We start from the raw sequence: 23,246 nt of genomic DNA, 5'->3' as shown, positions 1-23,246 counted from the left end.
TCAGCGCCCACAGGACAAACCATGCAGACACCGATCTTCCAGATAGACGCCTTTACCAACACACTGTTCGGTGGCAACCCGGCCGCCGTCATGCCGCTGCGTAGCTGGCTGCCGGACGACGTGTTGCAGGCGATAGCCGCAGAAAACAACCTGTCGGAAACGGCGTTTCTGGTAGCAACACCGGAGCTCGATGACGCCGACTTTCACATTCGCTGGTTCACTCCGACTGCAGAAGTGCCGTTGTGCGGCCATGCTACGCTGGCGTCGGCCTGGGTGGTGTTCAACAAGCTGGAATGGCCAGGGGATACTGTTCGATTTCAGTCAAAGTCCGGACCGCTGGCGGTTTCGAAAAGGCCCGGCGGCTGGCTGGAACTGGACTTTCCTAACCTGCCCTTCGAGCGCTGTCCTACTCCGGCACTGATTACTGAAGCCCTGCCCGGCGCACCGAGTGAAGCCTTTTTCGTACCCAACGACACCAACTACCTGGTGGTTCTGGAATCCGAGGCGGAGGTCAGATCCGCCGCTCCGGATATCCGCAAACTCGGACAGCTGGGCAATCAGGGCCTGATTGTGACGGCTGAGGGAGAACACTGTGATTTTGTCAGCCGATACTTCGCACCGGGCGTGGGTATTGAGGAGGACCCGGTCACAGGCTCGATACACAGTGTGCTAACGCCCTACTGGGCCAAACGCCTGGGCAAGTCCAGTCTGCAGGCGCGGCAACTCTCGGCCCGGGGTGGTGAACTGCGCTGCGAACTCAAAGGCGAACGCGTAGCCATTGCCGGCCAGGCGGCGTTCTTCATGGAAGGCTCCGTGCAGCTACCCTGAGGCTGATATACTGCCCGCCGGTTTTCTATCAGCGGCGGGCAGTCAATGGCAGTATCCACATCCCAGTATGACGTGATCATCATCGGCGCCGGTGCCGCCGGGCTGATGTGCGCGGCCACCGCCGGCTATCGCGGCCGCAAAGTGCTGGTGATTGACCACGCCAACAAGCCCGGCAAGAAGATCCTGATGTCCGGCGGCGGCCGCTGCAATTTCACCAACCTGAACAGCACGCCGGCAAATTTTCTCTCGGACAACCCCCATTACTGCATCTCGGCCCTGAAGCGTTATACCCCGCAGGATTTCGTCGAACTGGTGGACCGCCACGGGGTGGAATACGAAGAAAAAGCACCGGGACAGCTGTTCTGCAAGGACAGCGCGAAAGACATTCTCAATGTGCTGTTAACCGAGTGCGAGTGGGCCGGTGCGGAAATCCGCATGAACACCGCTGTTTCCGGCGTTCAGGCCTCCGGTTCCGGCTATACGGTCAAAACCAGTGCCGGCAGCCTGACGTGCGAATCGCTGGTGGTTGCCACCGGCGGCCTGTCCATCCCTACCATGGGCGCGACCGGTTTCGGCTACGAACTGGCAAAGCAGTTCGGGCTAAGGGTATTACCCACCCGCGCCGGGCTGGTGCCATTCACCCTGCACCCGGAGCTGAAGCAACAGCTGGCGCCCCTGGCCGGCGTAAGTTGCCCCGTGGACGCGAGCTGCCACAAGCAGCATTTTCGCGAGCCCATGCTGGTCACCCACCGGGGCCTGAGCGGGCCTGCCATGCTACAGGTATCCAGTTACTGGCAGCCGGGAGACGAGCTGCACATCAATCTGCTGCCGGCACAAACCGTCCAGGACGACCTGTTTGCGCTGCGCAAGCAGAAGCCCCAGTCCACCATGGCGCAGTACCTGAACCAGCACCTGCCCAAACGCTTCGCCCAGGCCTTCAATGAACTTCAGGGCTGGAGCCGGCCGCTGCAGGAATACCGTAACCAGGACATCGAGCAGATTGCCGACACTCTCGGCAACTGGATCATCAAACCCGCCGGCACCGAAGGTTACCGGACCGCCGAAGTAACCCTGGGCGGCCTGGATACCCGTCAGTTATCGTCAAAAACCATGGCCGTGCTGGAACAGCCCAATCTGTATTTTATCGGGGAAGTGGTGGATGTAACTGGCCATCTGGGCGGGCATAATTTTCAATGGGCCTGGGCTTCCGGCGTGGCGGCAGGCAACGATGCCTGACGTTATTACAGGTACTTTTCCAACGGCCACCAGGACAAGAACTTCGACGTCACCCGCCGCCAGAAACCCACACCCGGCTCGTGATCGATCCGTTGCCCTGAAGACTGCCAGACCAGATCGCCTCGCTCATCCAGGCTGACCTGCCAGCTGTTTTCCGGCGCCATGGCGTAGCGGATGTCATTGGCAACGGTTTCTGCCAGTTCCGGGCTGTGGATGATCAGTACGGTCTCGCCATTAAGGTACATAGACCGTAGGTTCACATTGAACGAGCCGATAAACAGGGTTTCCCGATCAAACACCACCGCTTTGGAATGCAGGCTGACCGCACCCTGTTCGCAGGCTGAATGGCTGGCAACCCATTTCAGACAAGCTGGGGCGCCCGGGCGAAGCTCATACAACTCAATACCCTGCTCCAGCATTTCCGTCCGCCAGCGGGCATAACCGGAATGATTGGTGACCAGATCGTTGGAGGCCAATGAATTGGTGATGGCCGCAATCTCAAGCGCCGGGTGGGCAAGGCGGCTCAGATCTTCCAGTTGATCTTCTGCCAGAATCAGATAAGCCGATTCGATCAGCACCTCCGATTCCGCTGCCTCTACCAGCCGATACAAGGCTTTCGCAGTATTCTGTCGGGCATTGGCCGGGGCTTCCGGATCTTCTGGCGGTGGATCAAAAACCAGTTCACCCGGTGCCTGCACCATGCCCGCAAACCAGCCACTCAGCAGAGTTTCCGCTGCTTGTCTGTTTTGCGGTGGCGCTGCCTGAAAGGTCTTCGTTCCAGAGGGTTCCCGGGTGAGGCGTGCCAGTGCATCTGATGCTTGTTCGGATAATGGCAACGGATACAGGTCGGCCAGTGGATACGCCCACTGGCTATTCCAGTAGGCCTCGAAATTATCCGTCATTTCGCCGGCCATCGGGCCCAGAGCCATCACATCCCGATCCCGAAAATTCAGTGTCGGGTGCTCATCGAAATACTCGTCGCCAATGTTGCGTCCCCCCGCAATACCCACGTAACCGTCCACCACCAGGGTTTTGTTGTGCATGCGACGGTTGATTCGGTCAAAATCGACCAGCAGGGCCAGCAAACGGCTAACGCCACTGCGGGATCTGGCAGGATTGAAAATACGCACTTGAATGTTCGGATGGCTACCCAGGCTGGCAAACAGAGGTTCCTTGCCGGCGGCATTGATATCGTCCAGCAGCAGCCGCACCTGCACGCCCCGATCTGCCGCTGCGACCAGGCGGCCGGCCAGATAGCGGCCGGTAGCATCGTCATTCCAGATGTAATACTGGGCATCAATATGGTGGCTGGCAGCCTCAATCAGAGCAGCACGCACAAGAAAGGCATCCCGGCCGGTGTCGAGCAGCTGGAAACCGGAATCCTGAGAGCCAGGGGCGAGGTGTACCTGGCCCTGATCCGTCAGGAAGGAGTCCGGCACCGGCGCCCTTCTAAGGTCCGGCTCATGATCCATCGGCTGCAACGCGGAGGCACACCCGGTTACCAACCCCAGAATCAAACACAGACTCAGCGGCGTGAGAATTATTCTCGTGAGTTGACCGGGCATGGCGTAGTTTCCTGCCTAACGAAGAATAACCAGGGGCTTCTTCGCGGTTTTCAGCATGGTGGTTGTGGTACTTCCCACCAGGAACTGGCGAATCCGGGAGTGGCCATAGGCGCCCATCACCAGAATGTCGATATCGTGCTCGTCCTGGTACGCGTGCAGCGCAGGCTCAACATCACCGTCACGAATAGCCGGGGTAATCTCCACACCCAGCCCGGCCAGCATTTTCTCTGCCTTTTTCAACTGCTCCCAGCGGTCTGCAGAGTCGGTACCAATCATCACCAGATGCACGGGCATGCCCTTCAGCACCGGGCTTGCCGCCAGCAATTCCACACCCTTGAAGGCAGTGTCGCTGCCATCGAACGCCAGCATGGCGCTTTTGGGCTGAGCAAACTCATCCGGTACCAGAAGAATCGGACGATGCACGCTGCGGATCGCGGTTTCCAGCTGGCTTCCGATATGAATGTCACGATCGGAGCTGCTTTCGCCGTGCAACCCGACCACAAACAGGCGGGTTTCTTTTTCGAGAGCCATCAGGGATTCGGTCAGGTTGCCATGGCGTTGGCGCTTGACCGCTTCGGCGGCACCTGCCGCTTTTACCCGGGCTTCTGCCTCATCCAACATATGGTGGCCGTGTTCAAGAGCAAGCTTCGCGCGTTTTCGATCCAGCTCAGCCAGCTCATCCAACAACTGCTCACGACTGCCCAGGCCAATGCTGCCCGCCAGGTCCGGCTCCGCCGGATAGCGCTCCTCATCGAGCACGTGCAACAGCATCAGGGGTGTGTCCATGTGCCGGCTGGCCCAGGCGGCGTAATCACACACCGCTGGAGCTGCCCGGGAACCGTCGATACAGGCCACTACTCGTAACATGTCTGCCTCGCCTTGGTGATGTTTCTCGTTCTTATTATGGCTTTGTATACCTGAATTTTCTTTGGTCGCGGTCATATTCAGTGCCCCATCAGCTGATCAACGGCATCGGGCTTGTCGTGCACCCCGAAGCGATCAACGATGGTGGCGCTGGCCTCGTTCAGGCCTATCACCTCAACATCCGCGCCCTCGCGGCGGAACTTGAGCACCGCCTTATCCAGAGCACCAACCGCGGTAATGTCCCAGAAATGTGCCCGGCTAAGATCTATCACTACATTATCCACTGCTTCCTTGAAGTCAAAGGAATCGGTGAATTTTTCCGAAGAACTGAAGAACACCTGCCCCACCACGGTGTAGCGGCGAGTGTCAGTTTCTTCGTCCCGTTCGGAGGTCACCAGCATGTAGTGGCCCACTTTGTTGGCGAAGAACAACGAGGCCAGCAGCACGCCCGCCAATACGCCGAACGCCAGGTTGTGGGTGGCCACGACCACGACCACCGTCACCACCATCACAATATTGGTGGAAAGCGGGTGGTCCCGGAGGTTCTTGATGGAGCCCCAGCTGAAGGTACCGATGGAGACCATGATCATCACCGCCACCAGTGCGGCCATGGGAATCTGCACCAGCCACTTGTCGAGCACCAGCACCATGATCAACAGGAAGACGCCCGCCGTCAGCGTTGACAGCCGGGTACGACCGCCTGATTTGATGTTGATGATTGACTGGCCAATCATCGCGCAACCGGCCATACCGCCCAGCAGACCGGAGCCGATATTGGCAATACCCTGACCTTTACACTCACGGTTGCGATCGCTGGTGGTGTCGGTCAGGTCGTCCACGATGGTGGCGGTCATCATCGATTCCAGCAGGCCAACGACTGCCAGCGCCACCGAATACGGCAGAATGATCCTCAAAGTTTCAAGGGTAAGCGGCACATCCGGCCACAGGAAGATTGGTAGCGTATCGGGCAGTTTACCCATATCACCCACGGTACGAATGTCCATATTCAGTGCCATAGCAACACCGGTCAGAACAACGATGCACACCAGAGGAGAAGGAATCAGCTTTCCCACCGCAGGTAGCAGCGGGAACAAATAAATGATTCCAAGGCCGGCGGCGGTCATGGCATACACATGCCAGGTAACGTTAGTCAGCTCTGGGAGCTGCGCCATAAAAATCAGGATGGCCAGCGCGTTGACAAAGCCGGTCACCACCGAACGGGAAACAAAACGCATCAGGCTGCCGAGCTTCAAGTAACCTGCCGCGATCTGAATCACCCCTGTCAGCAAGGTCGCGGCCAGCAGGTATTCCAGCCCGTGTTCTTTCACCAGAGTGACCATCAACAGCGCCATGGCGCCGGTCGCCGCCGAGATCATGCCGGGGCGGCCACCGACAAACGCGATGATGACCGCAATACAGAACGACGCATACAGGCCGACTTTCGGGTCAACACCCGCGATGATCGAGAAGGCAATCGCCTCGGGAATCAACGCCAGGGCCACCACGATACCGGAGAGCAGGTCGCCGCGAATATTCGAGAACCAGTTTTGCTTGAGTGCATTCACCATGGTTGGGGATATCCAGTTTTACAAAGAAAAGAGAAAAAGTTACCAGGCGCCACCAGGCCGGGCACGGGCAAACCTCAGGAAGCCTGCGGGGTATTCTGGCCGGGGCCAGTGAAGAATGGATGAAACGCTAGGGCGGAAGGATCGTCACGGTTTGGGGAGCTTCGCTTTGATTTTAGTCAGGTTACTGTTGATTCGGGGGCGCGAAGCTTAGCAGATGCAGGCACGAAAAGTAAGGCGACCCTCAACCGGTTCAGCTTAAAGGTGACCTGACCGCCGGTAATTGCCTAGAATGCAAAGCAAAACCGTTTTTTCACCGGATGCCTCCAGATGGACGATGTAGCAAACCAGTTTATCGCCTCAAACCAGACCACCATCCACCTGGCTGTGGCGTTGCTGCTTGGCGCCATCATCGGACTGGAGCGGGGGTGGGACGCACGGGAACAAAAGTCCGGCGAGCGTATTGCGGGCATACGTACCTTCTCGCTGGTGGGTTTGCTGGGCGGCATCTCCGCCGTGCTTGCCACCGAAATTACTGTCTGGGCCTTCCCGGTTCTGCTTCTGTGTGTCGCGGCCATGGGTCTGGTCGCCTACAGCGAGCGCCTGGACCACATTCGAAACTTCAGCATTACCGGCCTGGTGGGCATGCTGCTGACCTTTTGCTTCGGCGCAGTGGCCGTGGCGGTTGACCCGGTTATTGCCACAGCCGCGGCCGTGGTGACAGCCATTATTCTGGATAACAAACAAGAAATTCACGGCTGGGTACAGAAACTGCAGGCCCACGAGCTGGATGCCGCCCTGAAGCTGCTGCTGATCTCCGTGGTGATGCTGCCCCTGTTGCCCAATGAGCGAATGGGCCCCGGCGGTGTGCTGAACCCAAGGGAAATCTGGTGGATGGTGGTGATGATTGCCTCTATCTCCTTTGTCGGTTATTTCGCCATCCGGGTGGCCGGAGCCCGCAAGGGTATCCTGTTCACCAGCCTGTTTGCCGGCCTCAGCTCCTCAACCGCCCTGACCCTGCACTTCGCCCGTCAATCCGCCAAGAACCCCGACTTCAATCCTCAGTTTGCCGCCGGCATTCTGATTGCCTGCGGCACCATGTTTCCACGGATTCTGGTGTACTGCCTGGTGATCAATGCCGCCCTGCTCCCTCAGCTGATCTGGCCAGTGCTGGTGATGACCGCACTGCTTTACGGTCCGGCATTGGTTATCTGGAGGAAGAATTCAAAGCAACAGCAGGTCAGCCAGCCCAATCTTTCCCAGAACCCGCTGGATCTGTCCTCCGCGCTGGTGTTCGGTTTTCTGCTCACAGCCATACTTCTGCTGGGTGAATTTCTGAAGAATGCCTTTGGTGATGCCGGCGTCTATGCCCTGGCCGCCACATCGGGTGTAGCCGATGTCGATGCCATAACGCTCTCCCTCACCCGCATGTCCAATAACGGGCTGGCCATGGACGCCGCTGTCCTGGGCATCGTCATTGCGGCGGCGGTCAACAACCTGGTGAAGTCTGGCATTGCCTGGACCATCGGCAACCGCGAGGCGGGCCTGCTGGTGGCTGTACCCATGGTGCTTTCGCTCGGTGCCGGCCTGCTGGTTGCGTGGCTGCAATAACGAACTAGCCAGCCTTGCGGAACGTCAGGTTGTAGCGGAAGCTCCCCGTCAGCGGGTGCTGGCCGGCCTTGAGCGTCAGTACGCCGTGGTAGTTCAACCTGGCCGAGCCACCCCACACCGCCACATCACCATGCTCCAGCACAATGCGTTGCGGCCGGTCGCTGCGCTTGGGCCCACCAAACTGAAACACGACGGGCAATCCCAGAGACACCGAAACGATCGGCCAGGACATGTCCGTTTCGTCTTTGTCCTGGTGCAACCCCATCTTTGCTCCGGGCTGATAGCGATTGACCAGGCAGGCATCCGGTACGAAGCCGGGGAAGCCTGCTGCCGCGGCGGCCTGCTGGGCCAACTGGCCAAAACTGTCGGGCATGGCCGGCCAAGGCTGGCCGGTTTCAGGGTCACAGGCCTGATAGCGATAACCTCCAGCGTCCGTCACCCAGCCCAGCGGCCCGGCACAGGTCATGGCTACCGACATAGAATATCCGCCTGGCGTCACCATATGTCGAAACGGCGCCTGCCCGGCGATATCCGCCACTGCGCTCATCAGCGCGGGTGCGGCAGCGCACGCAAATCGCCGCAAAATCACCAGGCCCTCGCACGGTCGCTCCTGCCACGGCAGCTCATCATCGGAATCAAACAGGTCAAAAGTCATAAGCTGATCATTTTTATTGAGAAAATCAGGACAACAAAGTCAGAGCGTCTAAACTGACAGCAAGTACCAATATCTATCAAGGGCACCTCATGCAACCTCACCGTCAGCTCGCTCAGGTTTCACTGGCCTTCCTTATTGCGTTCGCGATTACCCTGGGCATGTTGATTCTGACCATTGTCCTGGTTGGCCAGAGCTTTCGGGGCATGGAACAGGCCAAGATCACGGCTGCATCAGCCACTGCGCGGCAACTGGCCGTCAGCGTGGATGACCGGATACAGGCCATCACACAACCACCGTCCACCGCCCTTGCCGTGCTCCGACACGATCCCCTAACCAACGCTGACACATTAGAGCAACGGCTGGAACGTTTGCCGGTTGTCGCCGACATTCTCTCCAGCAGCCACATCGTCAGTGCCGTTTACGCTGGCTATGGAAACGGCGATTTCTTTCTGTTCCGAAAGTTACAAAGTTCCGGCGCCGCTCAGTTTCCGGACGCGCCAGTCAACAGCCACTTTCTACTGCAAAGTCTGGTCCGCAGCGAAACCGGCCACCAAGGCAGCTGGCGATTCTACGATCGCAACCTGAACCTGATCGAGCATCGCGAACTGGCCAGCTACGACTACGATCCCCGCCAGCGGCCCTGGTATCAAGCCGCACAGGATTCAGATAGCCTGCGGCTCTCCGCACCTTATGCGTTCTTTACCACCCGGGAAACCGGCATCACTCTGTCTCAAAAGGCAAGCGGTAACGCGGCAACCGTTCTGGGCATCGATGTTACCGTTACGGACCTCGGCGCCCAACTGGTCGAACTGAAACAGACCCCCGATAGCCGCATTGCCATTCTGAACACATCGGGCCAACTGCTTGCCAGTTCGTCCCAAACCAACGAGCCAGATGACGCGGTTATCCGCGCGCTGATGCCTGAAAACGAAGCAGGCATCAGCCAGTTCACCCTGGACGGGCAAGACTGGTATGGCATCAGCGAACCCCTGGAATCCCTGCCGGGCGAGGCGCTGGCCATCGTCATTGCCATTCCTTCGGATGAGCTGCTGGCCGATGTCTGGACGGCCCTCACCCGGCAGACCCTGATTGCCGGCGCCATTGCCCTGATGCTACTGATCGTGGGCTGGGCACTGGGGCGGCAGGTAGGCAAACCGATTGAGCTACTGACAGGACAGGTCAGCCGACTTTCCAGATTCCGGTTTGATACGCCCGTCAGGTCCAACTCCCGCATACGGGAAGCGTCAGAATTGAGCATTGCCCTGGACGACATGGCTCACACCATTCGCAGCTTTCAGAACATTTCAACCGTGCTGAACCGGGGGCAAGACCTCAACCAGCTGTTAAAAGACATTCTCGAGCAGCTTGTTGGCATCGTAGGGCAGAAACGGGGCGCGGTGTACCTGTTCAACAGTCGCGAGCAGAAGCTTTACCTGTCGGTGAACCGGGATCTGGAGCTGCCTGCTTCCGTTCACCCGATCACGCCCGACGCCGATGATTACGAAGTCATTCGGGAGCTTCGCAGATACATTCCCGGTCATCCGGTGTTTGCGATTCTCAAAAACCGACGCAAAAAGCTGATCGGCGTTCTGATCATAGAAATCGAGCACGGCAATCAAACCAACCTGAGCGATGATCTGATTACCTTTGTGGATGAAATAGCCGGCTCCGCCGCTGTCGCCATAGAAACCCGAGAGCTGATCGAAAGCCAGCAAGCCCTGCTTGACGGCATCATCCGGCTGGTGGCCAATGCCATTGATGCAAAATCACCTTATACCGGGGGCCACTGCGAGCGAGTCCCCAAACTGGCTCAAATGCTGGTTGATGAGGCTGAAAGAAGCGGAGAAGGCGCCTTTGCACCGTTCAGAATGTCTGAAGACGAACGCTATGAGTTCCACCTGGCCGCCTGGTTGCATGACTGCGGCAAAATCACCAGCCCTGAGTACGTGGTCGACAAAGCTGTAAAACTGGAAACCATCCACAACCGAATTCATGAGATCCGCACCCGGTTTGAAGTGCTGCACCGGGATGCCGACATTGCCTACCTGAACGCACTCCTCGCCGGTGAGAATGATGCGGATGCGGCGGCCAGGCGGGATCAGGCCCAGGCAAAGCTGCAGGTTGACTATGCCTTTCTCGCGCAAGCCAACCAGGGCAGCGAATGGATCTCTGATGACGACGTGGAGCGTATAGGTCGAATTGGCCAACGGACCTGGTTGCGCCACTTCAGTGACCGAATCGGGCTATCGGGAGATGAGGAACGGGCCCTGACGAACACGCCCGAAGCCCCCTTGCCCGCGAGCGAAACCTTGCTGGCTGACAAACCCGGACACATCAGGGCCTGGGGTGATCGTATACCACCAGTGCAGAAAGACGACCCGCGCAATCACTGGGGGTTTGACATGAAGCTTCCGGACTGCGAATACAACCGGGGTGAGCTACACAACCTGACCGTGCGTTCGGGCACGCTGACCGATGAAGAGCGGTTCAAGATCAATGAACACATCGTGCAGACCATCTGCATGCTCGACGCCCTGCCCTTGCCTGACCGCCTGGCCAAGGTGCCACGGCTTGCAGGCACCCACCACGAGCGCATGGATGGAAAAGGCTATCCTTGCGGCCTTCAGGCAAGCGACATGACCATCCCGGAAAAGATCATGGCCGTTGCCGATGTGTTCGAGGCACTCACCGCAGTGGATCGTCCGTACAAAAAGGGCAAGACACTGACCGAGGCCCTCAGCATCATGGCCGGGATGGTCGACAAAGGGCATATTGACCCGGAAGTATTCAGGCTGTTTGTCCGTTCCGGCACCTACCTGCGCTATGCCGAGCAGCATCTGCGCGCCGAACAGATTGATCCTGTGGATGAAAGCCTGTTCATGCAGTAGCCGCGAAAAACCCGTATATTCCCGATACTGATTGTTACTTGAAGGATAGATGAATGCTTTTTGCAATTATTTTTGGTGGCCTGATTGGTTATGCCGTCGGCCGCTTCCCAGGATTTCTGGTCGGCGCGGCGATCGGCGCTTTCCTTTTCCAGCGCATAAAACAACGCCTGATTGGCAAAATCCAGAATCTGCAAGCCGGCTTCATCGAATCCATGTTTGCGGTGATGGGCGCACTGTGCAAAGCGGATGGTGTGGTCTCGCGGGACGAGATTCAGATGGCGGAAACCATGTTTGCCCGGTTCCGGCTGAACGAATCACAAAAAGCCATGGCCAGAGACGCGTTCAATCGGGGCAAATCCCCGGATTTTGATCTGGATGCCGAGCTTAACCAATTTTTGCAGTCCACTGGTCGGCAACCGGCATTCCTGCAAATGTTCCTGCAGGTTCAGGTATCGGCTGTTGCGGCCGACGGCGTGGTACACCCGGCCGAGCACGAAATGCTCGTGCGCATTGCCCGGGGGCTTGGTTTGCCGGAAAGCCAGGTAGACCAACTCGAAGCCATGCTTCGCGGCGCCCACGCGGGCCAGGCCGGAGGCAGTCCCAACTACTCAACCGGTCAGCAATTGGAGGATGCCTACAAAGTTCTGGGAGTGTCGCCCAGTGTCTCGGATACCGAGCTGAAGCGGGCTTACCGCAAACTGATGAGTGAAAACCACCCGGACAAACTGGCCGGGCGAGGCATGCCGGAAAGCATGCGGGAAATGGCGGAGGAACGTACCCGTGAAATCAGCCATGCTTACGATGTGATCAAAGAAGCCAGGAAGACCGCTTCGTAGCGGTTCAGAACCAGCGAGGAACGCGCCGGCAGTAGGCCATGTAGTCTTCGCCAAAGCGCAACGTCAGGGCTTTCTCTTCTTCCCTGGCCTGCCGGCCGATAACGACCCCCCCCACCACCAGGCACATCAACGAGAAGACACTCGGCAGTGCCAGAAAGAACCCAAGCTGGCCCGCCATTACCGCCAGAAACAGCGGGTTTCGGCTTCTGGCAAAGGGGCCCGCAGTCAACAGGCGGCCCCTGTTTTCCGGATCAATACCCGAACGCCAGTCATCGTGCATGTACGCCTGAAGGTAATTCACTGAGGCGAAGGCCGCCATCATCAACACCATACCCGCCAGCAATATCGGCCAATAATAAAGCCAGGGGAAAACACCCAGCCAGGCATCGATATCTGCAAAGATGCGAACCACACACACCAGCAGAATCGCCGCCCTAAACATATTGAAGGTATGCCGGTGCCACCAGGTGGCTCTTCCCCGCCGACCGTAATGAATATGGGAAAAGCCCAGGCGCGCATACAACCCCAGGGTTCTGGCGCTGAACTGAAGTCCAATCATCAAAAAATAAATGCCGAGAAACACTCGGACAGCGGGCTCGATCACATGCATGGTTCTTTCTGGGGTCAACAAATCGGAGGACAGCTTACGGCCTGGCACAAGTGATTAAAAGTGATGCTGATCAAACATTATTATGGAAGCAACGCGGCACACTGTGACGCCATACCCAAAATGACATGTCATCACGTTTGAAGCTGGGTTATGGTTTGAGGCTAACTGACCGCCTGGAGTATCGAATGGACTTTATTCAGCCTGCCTCCTTCAATTGTTTTCGGGATGATGCGCTCGGGGCATCAGATGCCACCGAGGTTGCGGCAAGAATCCGAAGTGGTGAGGTATCCGCCTTGGACGTTGTCAGCGCAGCGATCGAACGGTCCAGGCTGGCTCAGGTCACACTCAATGGAGTGGTCGCAGAAGCTTACGATGGCGCCCTTGCACAGGCTGCAAAGTTGGCATCATCAGACGCGCCCTTCGCTGGCGTTCCGACCTTTATCAAAGATAATACCGACGTCAAAGGACTGCCCACCGGCCATGGCTCCGCCGCCGTTCCGCGCCAGCTCGCCAGCAAGACCAGCCCCTTCGCCGAGCAGATGCTGGCGCAGGGTTACCTGTGCCTGGGCAAAAGCAGCATGCCGGAATTCGGTTTCAACGCGACGACCGAACCGGCCCACGGGCAACCCACCCGCAATCCCTGGAATCTGGCCTATTCCTGCGGCGCATCTTCCGGCGGTGCTGCCGCCATGGTGGCGGCCGGCGTAGTACCCATTGCCCATGCCAACGATGGTGGGGGCTCCATACGCATTCCCGCCGCCTGTTGCGGCCTGATCGGGTTGAAGCCCACCCGCGGGCGGGTTGTCGATAATGAAGCTGCCAAAACCCTGCCCGTGAATATTGTGAGCGATGGCGTGGTCACTCGCTCTGTGCGCGACAGCGCGGCTTTTATCGCCTACGCCGAACAGTATTTTCACAACCCGAAACTGCCTGAAGTTGGCCAGGTTCACGGGCCGGGTCACAAACAACTCCGCATCGGCCTGGTACTGGATTCCATCAACGGCTATCCAACCGACGCCGAAACCCGGCTCACCGTTGAACAAACGGCCAGGCAGCTGGAAAAGGCCGGTCACATTGTGGAGCCCATGGCGGTTCCCGTAGCCAAGTCGTTTCCGGATGACTTTGCCTTGTATTGGGGCATGCTCGCCTTCGGCCTCAAGCTTCAGGGTCGTAAACTCCTGCACCCCGATTTTGACAAACGAAAGGTAGACGGCCTGACCAACGGGTTGGACCGCATGATGCGAAAGCAGATCTGGCGATTACCTGCGGCTATCTGGCGGCTGAAACGATCCTGGCACGACTACGCCAGGGAAATGGCAGGATACGATGCAGTTCTGACACCGGTACTGGCCCACACCACACCACCGCTCGGCTACCTGAGCCCCACCGTGCCCTTCGACACGCTGTTTGAAAGGCTGATGCAGTACGTCAACTTTACCCCCCTCGCCAACGCCACCGGCGCACCGGCGATCTCGGTGCCCATGGGCTTAACCGAAAACAATCTGCCCATATCGGTTCAGTTCATGGGGCGCCATGGTGATGAGCGCACCTTGCTCGAAATCGCCTACCTGCTCGAAGCAGAGCAGAGCTGGCCCTCCCTGGCGGGCTACTGAGCTTAAGCCTCAGGCCAGTGCAGCAGTCATAGCAGGATCATCACTGCTATCACTGCTGCAGGCTACAACCCGGTTCCGACCTTGTTCCTTGGCGGCATAGAGGGCGCTGTCAGCGCGGGCAAAAAGGTCTTTGGTGGCATCGGCCCGGGCGGGCGATGCACTGCATACCCCAATGCTGACGGTCAGGTGAAGTATCTCTCCGGACACCCGGAACGCTGTTTTTTCAATCTCTCGACGAATGCGCTCTGCAACACGGAGCGCGCCCTCTTCAGGTGTATCTGGCAACAATACGACAAATTCTTCACCGCCGTAACGAGCGGCAAGATCCTGTGGCCGAGTAACATGGTCTTTTACGCACTTGGCAACCATCTGCAGGCAATCGTCGCCCACCAGGTGGCCATAGGTGTCGTTGAACTTCTTGAAGTGGTCAATATCCAGCACCAGCAATGACAGCATCTCTTCAAACCGGTATGCGTGAACCACTGCAGACTGGAAGGTTTTATCAAAATGCCCCCGGTTTTTCAGATTGGTCAGGGGGTCTTTGGCATTCAGTTCCAGCAACTGTTCATTCAGTGCTTCCAGATCACGGGTGCGTTCTTGCACCCGTGCTTCCAGCAACGCATTGGCTTCGCGCTGGATGTTCAGGGACTTTTCCTGGGCAAGTCGAGCCTTCCGCTCTTCACGCAACAGCCGCTGCTGAGCTGCAAAGGCTTTTTTCTTCTCGCGGTTCAGGCGGTCAGCCAGAGCAATTGACAGCAGAATAACGCCCAGCGCCGAACCCACCTGTGTGGCGTTTTCCGTCAGCAAATTGCGCGGCAACATCGTGAACTTGCTCAGCGCCAGCACGATGCCACCGAACAACATAAACACCCAGGCCACGGTGTAATAGCGGGCGGCGGGATCTTTCTTGACCCATCGCACGACACTCAATAGCAGCATGGTGGAGCAGCCGACAAACGCCACCAGGATGGAAGGCAGAATCATATGCTGATAAGGAATGAACAATCCCGCGGCTGAGAGCATACCGGCGATCATGACCATCGCCATTGTCCAGCGGTTGAGCCAGGGATGGTTTTCCCGGGTGACGTTGATAAAGCTGATGCTGAACGCGCCGCCGAAAAACACCACAAGATTCAGAAAAACGATGATCGACTGGTCGTTCCACCAGGTCGCCTCTGGCCAAAGAAACTGAAACGCCACACCATGCAGGCATGCCAGGAACAACGGCATAGCGGCAATGTATCCGACGTAATAGAGAAAGTTACGTTCGCCAACCGCCATGAATACAAAGAGATTATAGAGGATCATCACCAGTACAATGCCGTAGTAGATCCCCTCAAACAAACTCCGGCCTTGCTCAGCGGCATAGAAGGCATCCTGATCCCAGAGCGTCAGTGGCAACTGCATAGAACTGGTGGTGGCAACGCGGATAAGGATCGTTGTCGTCTCGTCCGGGGCAAGGACCATGGGAATAATAAAATTCCGGTGGTGAACCGGTCGATCGTAGAACGGCTGCTTATCGCCCAACACAAGCGGTTGCGACAGGCCGTCTGAAGACGCCGAATAGAAGGTTATTTGGTCGAGAACCGGATAACCGATTTCCAGAAAGTTGATGGCTTCCACCGCCAACGAATTGCTCAATTGGACCCGGAACCAATAGGCCTCGCTCCCGTAGCCAAGGCTAACGCTGTCGTTGCCGTTATGGGTCCACGCGGTTTCAGGCAACGAACGGACGTCCTCAACGGACACGTCTCCGCTTTCCACCCAGTAGTTAACAAACTGTGAAAGTTCCAGGCGCTTGGAGTGCTTGCCCCAAACGGCAGACTCAGCCAAAGCAGCGTTGGGTACCAAAAGTGATAGCGCGAATGCCAGCAGAAGTGCGAGTCTGTTCACTGTGTGCCCCGGATTATTGATTTTTTTTATATCTTTAGGCCTGAGTATGCACCAAACCGCCTGGGAGCACAGTCCGCCAGAACCAATCGACGCAAAATGACATAAAAAGATACAGAAGCAGTGCCACGACTGAGCTATTTATGTCAGAACGACTCCGGAATCGGGGAATATGCCCAGCACGGTCACGAAACTCGGCTCCGGCTGCGCATCTAATCTGACCGGCTCCCCCGTGACTGGATGGTTAAACGCCATTGCGATGGCCGCCAACATCAACCTGCCCTGCCCGAAGCGTTCGGCAAAATACCGGTTATGCCGGCCACGGCCATGATTGGCATCACCAATGATCGGGTGATTGATGTGTTTCATATGGCGCCGCAACTGGTGTTTGCGGCCGGTTTTCGGAAACAGCTCAACAAGGCTGTAGCGACTGGTAGGATAGCCTTCGATTGCCACGGGAATTTCCGTGGTGGCCAGCCTCCGGAAATGAGTCAGCGCCTCCCTTACGGGTTGCTCCTGCCCTCTCAGGCGCCGATCTTCCGGTTCATCCCTCAGGGGGTGGTCGATGATGCCAGCTTCCGGCGCCCAGCCCCGCACCATCGCCAGATAGGTTTTCGCCACTTCCCCCGCCATGAAGGCCTGCCCCATCGCTCTGGCGGTATCGGGGTCTCTGGCAAACAGCAGAAGGCCGGACGTCGGGCGGTCCAGCCGGTGCACCGGGTAGACATGCTCACCACCGTTCAGGGCGCGCGCGTACTGCAGTGCAAACTCGGTTTCATGTTTGTCGATCGGGCTGCGATGCACCAGCAAGCCAGAGGGCTTGTGGACTGCCAGCAGCCACTGATCACTATAAATTTCCCGCAGAGGGTTCAGTATTGTCATGCATGGCCGATAATAGTGTGACTCAGAGGCAGATAATGACTGCCCGTTCCGGACCTCCGGATCATACCGCTCTAAACCGACCTGAAACAGGACTCCGTCCAATGCCCTGGTACTCAAAAAGCATCCTGAACCGGATTCTCACCATTGTTGTGCTTGCCAACGTGCTGATCGCCGCGGTGGCTGGTGTCTATTTCAACAGTTCACTGAGCACCCAGACTCGTTACGACCACCTGGTCAGCGAAGAAATGGTGCAGGCGTTGGAAGCTCAAGACATCCTGAGCGACTTCAAAACCCAGGTTCAGGAATGGAAAAACGTGCTCATTCGTGGTGCCGATACCGGTCAGCGCGAGAAGTACTGGCGCAGCTTCCAAAATATGGAGGCCAACATTCAGCAGAAGCTGGACCGACTGGTTCCCCGGCTCACCGATGAAGACGCCAAATCCCTGATGCAGCGTTTCAAGAAAGCGCATCGGGACATGGGCGAAGCCTACCGGGACGGTTTCCAGGATTTCGTCGCTTCCGGCTACTCGCACAGTGCTGGCGACCAGGCCGTTGCAGGCATTGACCGGGAACCTGCCAAGCTCATTGACGAAGCGGCAACGAGTATCCGTGACTACGCCGTAGCGCAGTCAGCCGACCTGCGCGACAGCTCGGCATCTGACACCTGGTTGATGGGCAGTCTGCTGCTGGCCGCCATTGTACTCGGCACCCTGGCTTGCCTGCTGGTTCTTGTTCGTTCTGTCGTGCGCCCGACCCAGGAGCTGATCGTCAAACTGGACAAAATTGGCACAGGTGACCTGTCTGATCCCGTCACCCTGAAGCGACCGGACGAACTCGGCCGACTGGCCGACACCGCCCGGGCGTTACACCGGTTCCTGTCGGATACTGGTGAGCTGATGACGCACAACGCCGAACAATTGGCGCAAACCGGAGCGATGATCCGCGCCAATGCGGATGCGGTGTCGTCACAATCTGACCAGGCCCATCAGCGCATTGACCAGATTGCTACCGCCATGAATGAAATGTCGGCTACCGCCCAGGATGTTGCCCACCATGCCGCTTCGGTCGCCAGCCAAGTGGATGAAACCACCAATCAGACCCGCCACGCGGACAGCCAGATCAATCAGGCAGTGACCAGCATGAACCGGCTGACTGACCAGATTCGCAGCTCGGCGGAAACCGTGGCCGACCTGGCTCGCAGCGGTCAGCGCGTGGGTGATGTCATGCGGGTGATTCGTGAAATTGCCGATCAGACCAACCTGCTGGCCCTGAACGCCGCCATTGAGGCTGCCCGGGCGGGCGAAGCAGGCCGCGGGTTTGCGGTGGTTGCCGATGAGGTGCGAAACCTGGCCGCGAAAACCCAGGCTTCGACAGTCGAGATTGACCAGATCATCGCCAGCATTCAGACCGGCTCCAAAGATGCCACCGAATACATGCAGGCGTCAGAAGTGGTTGCCAAAGAAAGCAGCGATTCGGTGGATGCCGTTCGTCAGACCCTGGCGGACATCACCCAGCGGATGGTCAGTGTCAACGATGCTACCACTCAGGTAGCGACCGCCGCGGAAGAGCAGACCAGTGTTAGCGAAGACATCAACCGCAACGTAACTGAAGTGGCAGAAATCTCGGAAGCCATGCACCAGGCTGCGGAAGACAACCTGCGCACCGTCCCGGAACTGGAAGCCATGGCCGGAAAAGCCCAGGAACTGGCCGGCCGCATTCGCCACTGAGTCTAAGGCTGACGAAGCCGGCTGATCAGCGCACGGAAGCGCTGGCCCGAGCGTTCCCCAAGAACCAGCAAGGCCGGGGTCAGCAACAGCGTTAACAGCGTGGCAAAAGCCAGCCCCCCGGCAATGGCACTGGACAGTTGCATCCACCACTGGGTAGAAGGTGCACCCAGGCCCAGTGAAGGCTCCAGAAGGTTCACGTTGATCCCCAGTACCATTGGCATCAGCCCGAGTATGGTGGTGATGGCGGTCAGCAACACCGGCCGAAAGCGCAGGCAACCGGTTTCCAGCGCCGCCTCATAGGCCTCCTTGCCCTCTTTTTTCATCTGGTTGAAGGTGTCAATCAGGATGATGTTGTTGTTCACCACAATGCCTGCCAGGGCAATAATGCCCATGCCGACCATCACGATGCCGAACGACTGGCCATTAAGCAGCAAGCCCAGCAGAACGCCGGCGGTGGACAGCACGATGGCAGAGAGAATCAGCAGGGTCTGGTACAGGGAATTGAACTGGGTTACCAGGATCAGCAACATCAGGCCAATGGCCACCAGGAAGGCGGAGGCCAGGAAGTTGGACGCCTGCTGCTGATCTTCATTTTCACCCCCAAAACGGACCGTAATCCCCTCTGGCGGTTCGGGCATTTCTGCCTGCAAGACTTTCAGCAACTCATCCATCCGGCGGCCCGGCGCAACATCCGACTTGATGGTAATGGTCCGCTGGCCATCCACCCGAACAATGCTGCCGGTTTTGTCTCCGGGCTCCAGAGTCACAAACTCGGACAACGGCACCTGGCCCCTCGGCGTGTTGATGGTCTGCCGTTGCAAGTGCTCCAGCTCACGCCAGTTATTGGGCACACGCACCGCAATGTCGACTTCGTCCCGAACGTCCTCAGGCCGGTAAGTAGCCAGCACCAGACCATTGGTGACCAGCCGAACCGCGCTGCCAATACTCAGCACATCGGTACCGAAGCGGGCTGCTGCCTCGCGGTCTACTTCCAGGCGCCACTCAATGCCGGGCAGGCTGCGGTCGTCCTCAATATCAACAAACCCGCCAATCGTACGCATCCGGCTCTCGATCTCGTCCACAAATCCGTTCAGCTGGCTGCTGTCCATACTGCTGACCAACAACTCAACCGGCTTGCCTTCCGCCGGGCCACCTTCCTGTTTGCGAAATTCCAGTTCGATACCGGCTATATCCGCGGTGCGTTCCCGAAAGCCGTCGAGTATTTCGGTCGCGGTACGGCGAGTGAACCAATCGTTGAACTGAAACTGCAAAACCCCGATCACATCCGGTGCCATCTGATTACCCGTGGTGAGCATGGAGCGGGCATACAAGGCTTTGACTTCCGGCATGTTCTGCAGACGGCGCTCCACCTCCCGAACAATCGCATCACGCTCCCAGATCGACAGATCGCCGCGGGCGCGCACTTGTACCTGGGCGGAATCCGGCTCGACACTGGGGAAGAACTCAACGCCGTGATTGAAGCGGCCATAGGCTGCATAGATGATAATAATCAGCACCAGTGATCCCAGCAGGGTCAGGCCGGGCCTACGCAATAGTGCACCCAGGGTATTCCGGTACAGAGCCATGAAACGCCCTTCGGTGGCATCCTGATGCGAACGCCGACCTCCGCTGACACCACCCATAACCGGCAGGAACACCAGCGCCATCGCCAACGACGCAATCAGGCAGATCAGAACCGTCATCGGCAGGAACTTCATGAACTCGCCTACCACGCCAGGCCAGAACAGCAACGGCACGAAAACCGCCAGCGTGGTCGCCGTGGAGGCGATGACCGGCCAGGCCATCCGGGATGCAGCCTCCACCCATGCAGTTTTGACCGGCTGACCATCGCTCAGGTTACGGTCGGCCAGTTCGGAAACAACGATGGCTCCGTCAACCAACATTCCGGCCACCAGAATAAGGCTGAATAACACAACAATATTGAGGGTGAAGCCCATTCCCCAGATCACCAGAATACCGGTCAGGAATGCGCCCGGAATGGTCAGGCCGACCAGCAAAGCAGAGCGCGGGCCCATGGCCGCGATCACCACAATAAGCACAAGAACAATGGCCGTCAGTACGTTGTTGAGCAGGTCAGACAGGATATCGCGAACTTCCTCGGACTGATCCATGATGTAGCGGATTTCAAGCGTCTCGGGCAACCTGGGCCGGGCTTCATCAATCAGCGCCCTGACCTGCGCAATGGTTTCAATGATATTGGCTCCGGAACGCTTCGACACTTCCAGAACCAGAGCCGGTTCACCATTTATCCTGGCAAAGCCGGTTGGGTCCTTGAAGGTGCGCTGCAGCATGGCCACGTCACCGAAGGTCACCACGGCGTCACCATCCACTTTAATGGGCATGGACATCACATCTTCGATCGTCTCAATCACCCCGGGCACTTTCAGTGCCATTCTGCCATTGCCGGTATCCAGGGAACCGGCGGCCACCAGCTGGTTGTTGCGGGTAACCAGTGCGGCCAGCTGGTCAAAATCGATGCCATAGCTTTCAAGCACCTGAGGATCTACCACAATTTCCAGCAGGTCTTCGCGATCCCCGCCAATGTCTACTTCCAGGACTTCAGGAATGGCTTCGATCGCATCCTGGAAGCGCCGGGCGATGGTGATCAGTTCGCGCTCGGAAAGCGGGCCCGAGAGGCCGACCGACAACACCGGAAAAAGCGACACGTTAATCTCGTGCACCCGCGGCTCATCCGCCTCCTGGGGCAACTTGCTACGGGCAGTGTCGACCTTCTCACGAACATCCTGCAGCGCTTTGTCCGGATCAAAACCGGCATCAAACTCCAGCATGACCGAGGCATGGCCCTCGGAGGCGGTACCGCGCATTTCCTTGATACCTTCCAGGGCACGCAGCTCCTGCTCCATGGGACGCACCAGAAGTCGTTCCGCGTCCTCCGGGCTGATGCCATCCAGAGTCATGGCCACATAGATCATCGGGATAGTGACGTCCGGATTGGATTCCTTGGGAATCACCTGGTAGGCCGCCATACCGCCCAGCAGAAGAAACAGAAAGGTCAGCAAGGTGGTGCGGCTTCGGTCCATCGCCGCAGCGATCAGTGCTCTCATGGTGATCAGCCCCGCTGGTCAGAACGGTCGACAGGCAGAACCGTTTCACCGGCGGCGACAAACCCCGCACCGCGGGTAATCAACCGTATTTCGTCTGGCAGGCCAGATACCCAGGCGCCGGAGGTTGAAATACCGAGCAATTTGACGGTCTCGAACACCACCTCGTTTTGGCTGTTCACGTACTTCACGCCGGGCCGGCCATCATCATTAAGGCTCAGGTAGGCAGGTGAAATGAAAATCGCTTTCTGTTCCGGCAGCCGGATATTGAGGTTCGCGGTGCCACCCGCGGCTTTTTGCAGGTTCGGATTTTCCACCACCACTTCGACCGCAAAACTCCGGGTGTTCGGGTCGGCGGCACTGGCCACAAAACTGACCACGCCCGCCAGGCGACTACCATCCAGAAGGTTCACCTCAACCGCCTGCCCCGGCTGTACGTCCTTAACCGTTTGCTGTGGAATTCGCCCGGTGGCCTTCAGGCGGTCTACCTGCACCAACTCAAACAGCGGAGTACCCACTTGCACCAGCGCGCCCGGATCAACTTCACGGCGATTCACCACACCATCAAACGGCGCTTCGGGCTGAAGGTGCTCCAATGCCAGTTCAGCCGCTTTCAACTCAGCCCGGGCTGCGGACAACTCGCTTTGCAGGCTCAGTATTTCCGTTTCAGCCGCCAGGTTGCGAGCCTTAAGCTGACGCGCAGCGGACAGGTCCGCTTCCAGCTTACGAATTCGGGCTTGCCAGCGCGCTGCCACCGCATCACGGCCATCGGTAGACAGGGTCAGCAGCGCCTGGCCTACTGTAACCTGATCACCCAGGGTCACTTGAAGGCTTTCAACGGTTCCCGCTACGCGGGCGCTGACCATCACCATCTGCCAGGGCTCAAGCTGACCCTGCAGTTTCAATTCTGGCTGATAGGATTCAGACTCAAGCGTTTCCACTTCAACCCGAGTCAACTCCCGCTGCTCCTGTTCGGGCTCTGGTGGAACCTCGTCGCTCGCAACTTTAACCTCGCCGGTTGCCATCCAGATGACCAAGAGCACGACAACCAGAATCGACAGGCCCAGGGAACTCCATTTCGCTTTTGTCATCACTCACTCGCTGTTAATGAATTATTGCTGGCCGCGTCATAAAATTTGGGGCCGCCCGGCAAACCGAAAATAAAAGGTTGCAACCGGTTAAAAACGTAGGTTAGATTCTACACACATTGTTTGAATCAATTCAGAGCAGACTGTCGATTTTATGAATCTCAACTCAGTGGTTGTCCTTGTGAAGCTAGTCCTGGTGGTCGTGGTACCGTCCGGGGGCTTTTGCGTGGACAAGCAGGTGAGATAGCGACAACCTGACCAAGACACCAGAAACCCCCGGCACCGCAAGGTCCCGGGGGTTTCTT

The 23,246-nt window shown here is 57.9% G+C and carries 16 protein-coding genes; 7 read left to right on the top strand and 9 right to left on the bottom strand.

Going from position 1 to position 23,246, the window contains the following annotated elements; genetic code table 11:
* Window positions 1–21 precede the first annotated feature (21 nt).
* Both QPL95_RS00440 and QPL95_RS00435 read left to right on the top strand, forming a co-directional pair.
* Window positions 22–828: a PhzF family phenazine biosynthesis protein gene (locus QPL95_RS00440; RefSeq protein WP_303289052.1), complete on the top strand. Its 807-nt coding sequence runs from the start codon at window positions 22–24 to the stop codon at window positions 826–828.
* A 45-nt stretch (window positions 829–873) separates the two neighbouring features.
* Window positions 874–2,064, top strand: coding sequence for an NAD(P)/FAD-dependent oxidoreductase (locus QPL95_RS00435; protein ID WP_303289051.1), 1,191 nt, complete (start codon window positions 874–876; stop codon window positions 2,062–2,064).
* A 5-nt stretch (window positions 2,065–2,069) separates the two neighbouring features.
* Here QPL95_RS00435 and QPL95_RS00430 read toward each other — a convergent pair whose 3' ends face one another.
* From QPL95_RS00430 to QPL95_RS00420, 3 genes are read right to left on the bottom strand one after another with little or no spacing between them, the layout of a single operon-like run.
* Window positions 2,070–3,629: a phospholipase D family protein gene (locus tag QPL95_RS00430; protein WP_303289050.1), complete on the bottom strand. Its 1,560-nt coding sequence runs from the start codon at window positions 3,627–3,629 to the stop codon at window positions 2,070–2,072.
* 15 nt (window positions 3,630–3,644) lie between these two features.
* Window positions 3,645–4,571 carry a universal stress protein gene (locus QPL95_RS00425; protein ID WP_303289049.1) on the bottom strand — a complete coding sequence of 309 codons (927 nt, stop codon included), beginning with the start codon at window positions 4,569–4,571 and terminating at the stop codon, window positions 3,645–3,647.
* A 2-nt stretch (window positions 4,572–4,573) separates the two neighbouring features.
* Complete coding sequence (locus QPL95_RS00420) at window positions 4,574–6,061, bottom strand: SulP family inorganic anion transporter (protein ID WP_303289048.1); 1,488 nt, start codon at window positions 6,059–6,061, stop codon at window positions 4,574–4,576.
* Window positions 6,062–6,388: 327 nt separating this feature from the next.
* On the opposite strand from QPL95_RS00420, the gene QPL95_RS00415 reads away from it, so the two are divergent.
* Window positions 6,389–7,669: an MgtC/SapB family protein gene (locus QPL95_RS00415; protein ID WP_303289047.1), complete on the top strand. Its 1,281-nt coding sequence runs from the start codon at window positions 6,389–6,391 to the stop codon at window positions 7,667–7,669.
* A 4-nt stretch (window positions 7,670–7,673) separates the two neighbouring features.
* Here the strand turns inward: QPL95_RS00415 and alkB are convergent, their stop codons facing one another.
* A complete protein-coding gene (gene alkB, locus QPL95_RS00410) occupies window positions 7,674–8,324 on the bottom strand; it encodes a DNA oxidative demethylase AlkB (RefSeq protein ID WP_303289046.1) in 651 nt (216 codons plus the stop codon).
* A gap of 89 nt (window positions 8,325–8,413) precedes the next feature.
* Between alkB and QPL95_RS00405 the strand changes: the two genes are divergently transcribed.
* Both QPL95_RS00405 and djlA read left to right on the top strand, forming a co-directional pair.
* Window positions 8,414–11,212, top strand: coding sequence for an HD domain-containing phosphohydrolase (locus QPL95_RS00405; RefSeq protein WP_303289045.1), 2,799 nt, complete (start codon window positions 8,414–8,416; stop codon window positions 11,210–11,212).
* Window positions 11,213–11,265: 53 nt separating this feature from the next.
* Window positions 11,266–12,048, top strand: a complete 783-nt coding sequence (gene djlA / locus QPL95_RS00400) for a co-chaperone DjlA (RefSeq protein ID WP_303289044.1) — start codon at window positions 11,266–11,268, stop codon at window positions 12,046–12,048.
* Between the two features lie 4 nt (window positions 12,049–12,052).
* Here djlA and QPL95_RS00395 read toward each other — a convergent pair whose 3' ends face one another.
* The gene (locus QPL95_RS00395) at window positions 12,053–12,607 is read right to left on the bottom strand and encodes an isoprenylcysteine carboxylmethyltransferase family protein (RefSeq protein ID WP_303289043.1); all 555 of its coding nucleotides are present in this window, start codon (window positions 12,605–12,607) and stop codon (window positions 12,053–12,055) included.
* Window positions 12,608–12,843: 236 nt separating this feature from the next.
* Here QPL95_RS00395 and QPL95_RS00390 point away from each other — a divergent pair, with 236 nt between their 5' ends.
* Complete coding sequence (locus QPL95_RS00390) at window positions 12,844–14,271, top strand: amidase (protein WP_303289042.1); 1,428 nt, start codon at window positions 12,844–12,846, stop codon at window positions 14,269–14,271.
* Window positions 14,272–14,280: 9 nt separating this feature from the next.
* On the opposite strand, the gene QPL95_RS00385 is transcribed toward QPL95_RS00390, so the two are convergent.
* Both QPL95_RS00385 and QPL95_RS00380 read right to left on the bottom strand, forming a co-directional pair.
* Complete coding sequence (locus tag QPL95_RS00385) at window positions 14,281–16,164, bottom strand: diguanylate cyclase (RefSeq protein WP_303289041.1); 1,884 nt, start codon at window positions 16,162–16,164, stop codon at window positions 14,281–14,283.
* 138 nt (window positions 16,165–16,302) lie between these two features.
* Entirely contained in the window at window positions 16,303–17,043 is a 741-nt protein-coding gene (locus tag QPL95_RS00380) for a pseudouridine synthase (protein WP_303289040.1), read from the bottom strand.
* 101 nt (window positions 17,044–17,144) lie between these two features.
* Between QPL95_RS00380 and QPL95_RS00375 the strand changes: the two genes are divergently transcribed.
* Complete coding sequence (locus QPL95_RS00375; protein ID WP_303289039.1) at window positions 17,145–18,770, top strand: methyl-accepting chemotaxis protein; 1,626 nt, start codon at window positions 17,145–17,147, stop codon at window positions 18,768–18,770.
* Window positions 18,771–18,772: 2 nt separating this feature from the next.
* Here QPL95_RS00375 and QPL95_RS00370 read toward each other — a convergent pair whose 3' ends face one another.
* Both QPL95_RS00370 and QPL95_RS00365 read right to left on the bottom strand, forming a co-directional pair.
* A complete protein-coding gene (locus tag QPL95_RS00370) occupies window positions 18,773–21,856 on the bottom strand; it encodes an efflux RND transporter permease subunit (RefSeq protein WP_303289038.1) in 3,084 nt (1,027 codons plus the stop codon).
* A gap of 5 nt (window positions 21,857–21,861) precedes the next feature.
* A complete protein-coding gene (locus QPL95_RS00365; RefSeq protein WP_303289037.1) occupies window positions 21,862–22,944 on the bottom strand; it encodes an efflux RND transporter periplasmic adaptor subunit in 1,083 nt (360 codons plus the stop codon).
* Window positions 22,945–23,246: the final 302 nt, after the last annotated feature.

The organism is Marinobacter sp. SS5-14b (assembly GCF_030541005.1).
Classification (GTDB): Bacteria; Pseudomonadota; Gammaproteobacteria; order Pseudomonadales; family Oleiphilaceae; genus Marinobacter.
This window is presented reverse-complemented; position numbering and strand designations above follow the sequence as displayed.

Excerpts from the sequence above, each read along its gene's own strand:
- QPL95_RS00440 (WP_303289052.1), top strand. The coding sequence starts at position 22 with ATGCAGACACCGATCTTCCAGATAGACGCCTTTACCAACACACTGTTC.
- QPL95_RS00435 (WP_303289051.1), top strand. The coding sequence starts at position 874 with ATGGCAGTATCCACATCCCAGTATGACGTGATCATCATCGGCGCCGGT.
- QPL95_RS00430 (WP_303289050.1), bottom strand. The coding sequence starts at position 3,629 with ATGCCCGGTCAACTCACGAGAATAATTCTCACGCCGCTGAGTCTGTGT.
- QPL95_RS00425 (WP_303289049.1), bottom strand. The coding sequence starts at position 4,571 with ATGACCGCGACCAAAGAAAATTCAGGTATACAAAGCCATAATAAGAAC.
- QPL95_RS00420 (WP_303289048.1), bottom strand. The coding sequence starts at position 6,061 with ATGGTGAATGCACTCAAGCAAAACTGGTTCTCGAATATTCGCGGCGAC.
- QPL95_RS00415 (WP_303289047.1), top strand. The coding sequence starts at position 6,389 with ATGGACGATGTAGCAAACCAGTTTATCGCCTCAAACCAGACCACCATC.
- alkB (WP_303289046.1), bottom strand. The coding sequence starts at position 8,324 with ATGACTTTTGACCTGTTTGATTCCGATGATGAGCTGCCGTGGCAGGAG.
- QPL95_RS00405 (WP_303289045.1), top strand. The coding sequence starts at position 8,414 with ATGCAACCTCACCGTCAGCTCGCTCAGGTTTCACTGGCCTTCCTTATT.
- djlA (WP_303289044.1), top strand. The coding sequence starts at position 11,266 with ATGCTTTTTGCAATTATTTTTGGTGGCCTGATTGGTTATGCCGTCGGC.
- QPL95_RS00395 (WP_303289043.1), bottom strand. The coding sequence starts at position 12,607 with ATGATTGGACTTCAGTTCAGCGCCAGAACCCTGGGGTTGTATGCGCGC.
- QPL95_RS00390 (WP_303289042.1), top strand. The coding sequence starts at position 12,844 with ATGGACTTTATTCAGCCTGCCTCCTTCAATTGTTTTCGGGATGATGCG.
- QPL95_RS00380 (WP_303289040.1), bottom strand. The coding sequence starts at position 17,043 with ATGACAATACTGAACCCTCTGCGGGAAATTTATAGTGATCAGTGGCTG.
- QPL95_RS00375 (WP_303289039.1), top strand. The coding sequence starts at position 17,145 with ATGCCCTGGTACTCAAAAAGCATCCTGAACCGGATTCTCACCATTGTT.
- QPL95_RS00370 (WP_303289038.1), bottom strand. The coding sequence starts at position 21,856 with ATGAGAGCACTGATCGCTGCGGCGATGGACCGAAGCCGCACCACCTTG.
- QPL95_RS00365 (WP_303289037.1), bottom strand. The coding sequence starts at position 22,944 with ATGACAAAAGCGAAATGGAGTTCCCTGGGCCTGTCGATTCTGGTTGTC.